Origin of the sequence: Micromonospora sp. ATCC 39149 (assembly GCF_000158815.1) — a bacterium.
Classification (GTDB): Bacteria; Actinomycetota; Actinomycetes; order Mycobacteriales; family Micromonosporaceae; genus Micromonospora.
The window spans coordinates 2,028,164-2,034,540 of record NZ_GG657738.1; the positions used below are offsets into that span (position 1 = coordinate 2,028,164).

Consider the following 6,377-nt stretch of genomic DNA (forward strand, 5'->3'; position numbering starts at 1 on the left):
CGGCCCGGATGGCCGGCGGGGGAAGCCCGGCTGACCAGTCGGGGCCCCGCCGGCACCCGCACGCCGCCGGGATGACGCGCGTCACACCGCGAGCCGTCACATCCGGGCCCCGCCCGGCCGTCGTCAGGTGCAGGCACCCGACGACGGGAGGACACGATGAGCCGGATCGACCTGGCGGCAGTGGCGCCGGACGCGTACCGGGCGGTGTTCGGGCTGGAGCGCTACGCCCGGGACAACGTCGACCACACCGTGCTGGAGCTGGTGAAGCTCCGGACGTCCATGCTGAACGGCTGCGCCTTCTGCGTGGACATGCACAGCCGGGACGCCCTCGCCGCCGGCGAGTCCAGCCGCCGGCTGTTCGCCGTGGCCGCCTGGCGGGAGGCGCCCTTCTTCGACGAGCGGGAACGCACCGCGCTCGCGCTCACCGACGCGCTCACCCGCCTCGGCGAGCACGGGGTGCCCGACGACGTGTGGGACTCCGCCGCGAAGGTCTGGTCGGACAGGGAACTCGCGGACCTGACGGTCGCGATCGCCACAATCAACGTGTGGAACCGAATCGTGGCGGCCACCCGGCGCCGCCCGTCGACGGACGAGTGACGGCGGCGGGGGCGCGGCTGGCCGGGACCGAGTGCCGGCCCAGCCGCGCGCCGGCCGCGGTGACGGAGTCGGCCGGGGCGACAACAGCCGACGCGGCGCGGGCGGCCGACGCGCTCGACGCGCACCGGCCGATGCTGCTCGGGCTGGCATACCGGCTGCTCGGCAGCCTGCACGACGCCGAGGACGTGCTCCAGGACGCGTACCTACGGTGGCTCGGTACCGACCGGGCCGCCGTGGCCGAGCCGCGCCGCTACCTGTCCCGGGTGGTCACCCGGCTCGCGATCGACCGGCTGCGCGCCCGGCAGGCCGCCCGGGAGACGTACGTCGGCCCGTGGCTGCCCGAGCCGGTGGCCACCGCGCCCTCGCCGTTCGGGCCGCTGGAGCACGCGGAGCTGCGCGACTCGCTCTCCCTCGCGCTGCTGCACCTGCTGGAGCGGCTGACCGAAAAAAAAAACGCGCCGTTTACGTGCTGCGCACCGCGTTCGCGCTGCCGTTCGTGGAGATCGCCGGGATCCTGGACCGGTCGGCGGCGGACTGCCGGCAGTTGCACCACCGGGCGACGGACCGGATCGCCGAGGATCGCCGCCGCTTCACCGCGGACCCGGCCGAGCAGCGGCGGCTGCTCGACGCGTTCCTCGCCGCCGCCCGTGACGGCGACCTGGCGCGGCTGGCCGACCTGGTCGCCGCCGACGTCACGGCGTGGACCGACGGCGGCGGGCGCGTCCGGTCGGCCCGCAACCCGGTACGCGGGGCGGACCGGGTCGCCCGCTTCTTCGCCGGCATCCACGGGTCCCGCCGCCAGCCGCCCCGGGTGGTCCCGGCCGAACTCAACGGCTGGCCGGGAGCAGTCATCCACTGGCCGGACGGCCGACGGTACGCGCTCAGCGCGGCTGCCGCCGGCGGCCGGATCACCGGCCTGTACGTGGTCGGCAACCCGGAGAAGCTCGCCCGGCTGGCGGGGTGAGCCGGGGCGGCTCCCCGCCCCGCCGCCCGCGTCGTCGGGAAACCCGTCAGCCCAGCTCGGGGAACCAGAGCGCGATCTCGCGCTTGGCGCTGTCGACCGAGTCGGAGGCGTGCACCAGGTTTTCCCGGTTCGACAGGGAGAGGTCGCCACGGATGGTGCCTGCGGCCGCCCGGCGGCCGTCGGTGCTGCCGATCATCCCGCGCACGACCTCGATGACCTGGTCGCCGGCGAGCACGAGGGCGACCAGCGGGCCGCCGGTCATGAAGCCCTTCAGCGGCGGGTAGAAGGGCTTGTCGACGTGCTCGGCGTAGTGCTGGTCGGCGAAGTCGCCGTCCATCGTCCGGGACACCATGGCGTCGATCCGCAGGCCCTTGCGCTCGAAGCGGGAGAGGATCTCGCCGACCAGCCCACGGCGGACCGCGTCGGGCTTGATCAGGACGAGGGTGCGCTCGTCCGGGCTGCTGCTGGACACGCTGGGTTCCTCCTGTGCGCGGAAGACGGCTCGGCTGGGTACGGTCAGCCTAGCGACCCGGTCCCGGCGCCGGCGCGGCGGCTGCTCTTTCCTTGGGTCGCCGATCCGGCCTAGCCTGGCCCATGACCCCTGGGAGGTCCACTGTGGCGAACGGGAACCGACCCATCGCGCCGGTACGCAAGCTCATCGCCGCGGTGCTGGGCACCGTGGCGACCTTCGTGGTCCTGTTCGGGCTGGGCATGACGAGCTGGGCGATCGTGGCGCTGGGCGTGGCGCTGGTGGTGCTGGCGATCGCACTGGCCACCGTACGCGGCGGCGGTCGCACCTGGGTGATCGGCGTCGGGCACGTGCACAGCGCGTCCGAGCCGCCCACCGCGTACGCGTTCGGCCGTTGCGAGCTGCAACTGGTCATCGACGCGCCCGGAATGCCGCCCCGGTCCAAAAAGATCATCGAACCGCGGGTGCCGGTGGCGAAGTGGCCGTCGATCGGCCAGGCCCTGCCGATCCGGGTGGCCCTGGACGACCAGCGGCACGTCCGGGTCCTCTGGGACGACGTGCCCACCCACGCCGAGACCACCGCTGCGGCGACCGCCGACCTGCCGCCCGAGTTCGCCATGGCCGACCCCGTCGACGAGGTGCTCATCGGGCAGGAGGCCCCGCCGTGGGCCGACCGCGCGCCGGACGACGACTTCCACGACGAACCGCGCGAGGCGTCCGCACCCGACCCCCTGCGCGACGGCCTCCGCCCTGCGCACGACGAACTCGGCCCTGCGCACGACGACCTCCGCCCGCTGCCGGAGGACCGGGAGCCCGTCGTGGTGCACCACCGCCCGGGCGGCCCGGTCGTGCTGGAGGGGACGCTGGTGGAGCCCACCGGCCAGTTGCTCCGCCGGGCCACCCCGGCCCCCCGCACCCCGGCCGAGGAGCGGTTCGATCCGACCGTGCCGGTGGAGACGATCGACGCGGGCCCGCCCGCCGACCCGATCGACGTGCCGCTGGACGACCCGGGAACCCGGTCGGGGCCGCCCCTCGACCAGGCCGAGCTGGACGAGGCGATCTTCGGCTACGACCCGGAGGCCGGGCCCGCCGACACCGCCGCCCCGATCAGCGGGGTCGGCATCACGCTGCTGGTCACCGACCTGGGCCGCTCGCTGGAGTTCTACCGGGACACCCTCGGCTTCACCGAGGTCGACCGGGGCTCCGGCAACGCCGTGCTCGCCTCCGGGGCGACTCGGCTGGTGCTGCGCGAGGTCGCCGGCGCGGCCCCCATGAGCCGCCGCCTCGTCCACGTCAACCTGGAGGTCGACGACATCCAGGGCGCGTACGAGCGGATGCGCGACTCCGGCGTCCGTTTCACGTACGCCCCGCGGGTGGTCAACCGGGGCACCAAGCTGGAGGTGTGGGCGGCGGCCTTCCGCGACCCGGACGGCCACGGCGTGGCCCTCACCCAGTGGCGCACCCGCGCCGACGCCTGAGGTGCAAGGAAGGGCCCCCTGTTAACGCTTTCGGTAGAGCAGGGGGCCCCGCTTAACACCCGCCGCACCGCCGTGGACGGTCGACGGGGCCGGACGGCTCAGCGGCCGAGGATCACCCGGCGCACGTGCAGGGCGTACCCCCAGACCAGCGCGAAGATGATCCCCAGCGCCAGCAGCGACCAGTGCAGCAGCCCGGCGAGCATCAGTGCCCCCTGGAGCAGGGTGCCGGCGTGCCACGCCCACGGGCGGCGCATCGTCCCGGCGAGCACCACCGCCGCCACGGCCAGCGCCACGATCACCCCGATCGCCGCGCCGCTGAGCTCGCCGCCGACCACCCGGATCGGTTGGATCGCCAGCAGCAGCACCAGCGCCTCCAGGCCGAGCGTTCCCGCGCCCAGGCCCCGTACCGCCCCCTCGGGGTTGCGTAGCCCGGAGCGCCGCTGCCCCGGCGCACCCCCGGGCCCGGCACCCACCGGGCCACCGCCCACCGAGCCCGTTTCACTGTCCGCCGGGCCCGCGCCACCGCCCGCCGGAGACGATGGGCGCTCCTCGATGGCCGGGCGGCCCTCGTCGGGGGGCGTCATCGCTTGAACAGCCGACGGGCGTCGGCCACGGTCACCACCGACCCGGTGATCAGCACGCCGACCCCGGCCAGTTCACCGGGTACGTCGGACTCGGCCTCGGCGACCGCCGCCTCGATCGCGTCGGGCATCTCCTCGGCCACCTCCACCCGCTCCGGCCCGAAGACCTCCCGGGCCAGCGCGGCCAGTTCCTCCGCGGGCATCGCCCGGGGCGAGGAGTTGCTGGTCACCACCAGGGAGTCGAGGACCGGCTCCAGCAACTCCAGCAGACCCGCCGCGTCCTTGTCGCCGAGGACGGCGAGCACGCCGACAAGCTTGCTGAACGCGAACTCCTCCTGCAACGCGGTCACCGTGGCGGCCATGCCGTGCGGGTTGTGCGCGCCGTCGAGCAGGACCGTCGGGGCGGTGCGCACCTTCTCCAGCCGGCCGGGCGACCTGACGGTGGCGAAGCCCTCCCGTACGGTCTCGACGTCGAGCTGCCGATTCGCCCCCGCACCGAGGAACGCCTCCACGGAGGCGAGCGCAACCGCCGCGTTCTGCGCCTGGTGCGCGCCGTGCAGCGGGATGAACACCTCCTCGTACACCCCGCCGAGCCCCTGAATGTTCAGCACCTGGCCGCCGACGGCGACCGACCGGCGCAGCACGCCGAACTCGGACCCCTCGCGGGCGACGGTCGCGCCGACCTCGGCGCAGCGCTCCAGGATCGGCCGGGCGGCCTCCTCCTCCTGCGCCGCGCAGACGACCGTGGCTCCCTTGTGGATGATCCCGGCCTTGTGCAGGGCGATGTCCTGGAGCGTGTCGCCCAGCCATTCGGTGTGGTCGAGTCCGATCGGGGTGAGCACCGCCACCCCGGCCTGGATCACGTTCGTGGCGTCCTCCGCGCCGCCGAGCCCCACCTCGACCACCGCGACGTCCACCGGGGCGTCGGCGAACGTCGCGAACGCCAGCGCCGTCGTCATGTCGAAGTACGTCAGCGGCTCGGCGGAGCGCCGGTCGACCAGCTCGGCCAGCGGCGCCACCTCGCGGTACGTGGCCACGAAGCGTTCCTCGCCGACCGGCTCCCCGTCGAGGCTGATCCGCTCCCGGACGCTGTCCAGGTGCGGGCTGGTGTAGCGGCCGGTGTGCAGGCCGAACGCCCGCAGCAGCGAGTCGATCATCCGGGCGGTCGAGGTCTTGCCGTTGGTCCCGGTGAGGTGGATCGACGGGTACGCCCGCTGCGGGCTACCGAGCAGGTCGAGCAGCGTCTCGATGCGCTCCAGCTCGAAGTGCACGCGGGTGAAGCCGCGCCCGGCCAGCTCGGCGTCGACCGCGGCGAACTCGCCGCGGTCCACGCCGCCGCCCCCACGGGCGCGGTCGGTGCGGTCGGTGCTATCGGTGCGGTCAGTCACGAGGGGAGCGCCTCCAGTGCGGCGTCGATGCGGACCAGGTCGGCCTCGGCGGTGGCCAGCCGGTCCCGGATCTTGGCGACCACCGGTTCCGGGGCCTTTCCGACGAACGCCGGATTGTCCAGCTTCGCCCGGGCCTGGGCGGCCTCCTTCTCGGCCGCCGCGCGGTCCTTGGCGAGCCGGGCCCGCTCGGCGGCCACGTCGATCGACCCCCGGGTGTCCAGCGCGACGCTCACCTCGCCCGGCATGGCGAGGGTGGCGCTGGCCTGGAAGTCGTCGCCGGGCGGGTCGAGCCGGACCAGCGACCGGATCAGCCGCTCGTGACCGGCGATGCCCGCACCGGTCAGGCCGTCGAGCCGCGCGACCACCCGCTGGGTGGGCCGCAGGCCCTGGTCGGACCGGAAGCGCCGGATCTCGGTCACCACCCGCTGGACGGTGCCGACCTCGCCCTCCGCGGCGTCGTCGATCCCGGTACGGTCGGCGACCGGCCAGGCGGCCGTCATGACCGTCTCCCCGCCGGTGAGCGCGGTCCACAGCTCCTCGGTGACGAACGGGATCACCGGGTGCAGCAGCCGCAGCAGCTGGTCGAGCACGTGCCCGAGCACCCGGCGGGTGGCGTCGGCCCCGGGGCCGCCCTCGGCGAGCACCGGCTTGCTCAGCTCCACGTACCAGTCGCAGACGTCGTCCCACGCGAAGTGGTACAGCAGATCGCAGACCTTCGCGAACTCGTACGCCTCGAACTGCTCGTCCACCTCGGCGGTGACGTGCGCCAGCCGGGACAGGATCCACCGGTCGACGGTGGAGAGCTGCTCGGCCGCCGGCAACGGGCCGTCGACGTGCGCGCCGTTCATCAACGCGAAGCGGGTGGCGTTCCAGAGCTTGTTGCAGAAGTTACGGGAGCCC

The 6,377-nt window shown here is 74.3% G+C and carries 7 protein-coding genes and 1 pseudogene; 4 read left to right on the plus strand and 4 right to left on the minus strand.

The features are described from left to right. Window positions 1–156: 156 nt before the first annotated feature. The 3 genes and pseudogenes from MCAG_RS08335 (at window position 157) to MCAG_RS34585 (ending at window position 1,561) form a co-directional block, all read left to right on the plus strand. Window positions 157–597, plus strand: coding sequence for a carboxymuconolactone decarboxylase family protein (locus tag MCAG_RS08335; protein ID WP_007072521.1), 441 nt, complete (start codon window positions 157–159; stop codon window positions 595–597). 131 nt (window positions 598–728) lie between these two features. Continuing rightward, window positions 729–842: pseudogene (locus MCAG_RS34580) on the plus strand (sigma factor); the annotation flags it as partial. A 221-nt stretch (window positions 843–1,063) separates the two neighbouring features. Further along, a complete protein-coding gene (locus MCAG_RS34585; RefSeq protein WP_232290111.1) occupies window positions 1,064–1,561 on the plus strand; it encodes a hypothetical protein in 498 nt (165 codons plus the stop codon). A gap of 46 nt (window positions 1,562–1,607) precedes the next feature. Here MCAG_RS34585 and ndk read toward each other — a convergent pair whose 3' ends face one another. Continuing rightward, window positions 1,608–2,033, minus strand: coding sequence for a nucleoside-diphosphate kinase (gene ndk / locus MCAG_RS08345; protein WP_007072523.1), 426 nt, complete (start codon window positions 2,031–2,033; stop codon window positions 1,608–1,610). A gap of 143 nt (window positions 2,034–2,176) precedes the next feature. Between ndk and MCAG_RS08350 the strand changes: the two genes are divergently transcribed. Further along, entirely contained in the window at window positions 2,177–3,508 is a 1,332-nt protein-coding gene (locus tag MCAG_RS08350) for a VOC family protein (RefSeq protein ID WP_007072524.1), read from the plus strand. Between the two features lie 98 nt (window positions 3,509–3,606). Here MCAG_RS08350 and MCAG_RS08355 read toward each other — a convergent pair whose 3' ends face one another. The 3 genes from MCAG_RS08355 to MCAG_RS08365 form a co-directional block, all read right to left on the minus strand. Further along, window positions 3,607–4,092 carry a DUF4233 domain-containing protein gene (locus tag MCAG_RS08355; RefSeq protein WP_007072525.1) on the minus strand — a complete coding sequence of 162 codons (486 nt, stop codon included), beginning with the start codon at window positions 4,090–4,092 and terminating at the stop codon, window positions 3,607–3,609. Further along, window positions 4,089–5,420 (minus strand): folylpolyglutamate synthase/dihydrofolate synthase family protein, encoded by a 1,332-nt coding sequence (locus MCAG_RS08360; protein ID WP_007072526.1) that lies wholly within the window; start codon window positions 5,418–5,420, stop codon window positions 4,089–4,091. The genes MCAG_RS08355 and MCAG_RS08360 overlap by 4 nt, the downstream gene beginning before the upstream one ends. Before the next feature lie 53 nt (window positions 5,421–5,473). Beyond that, a partial coding sequence (locus MCAG_RS08365; RefSeq protein WP_157548447.1) for a class I tRNA ligase family protein occupies window positions 5,474–6,377 on the minus strand: 904 nt, incomplete at its 5' end.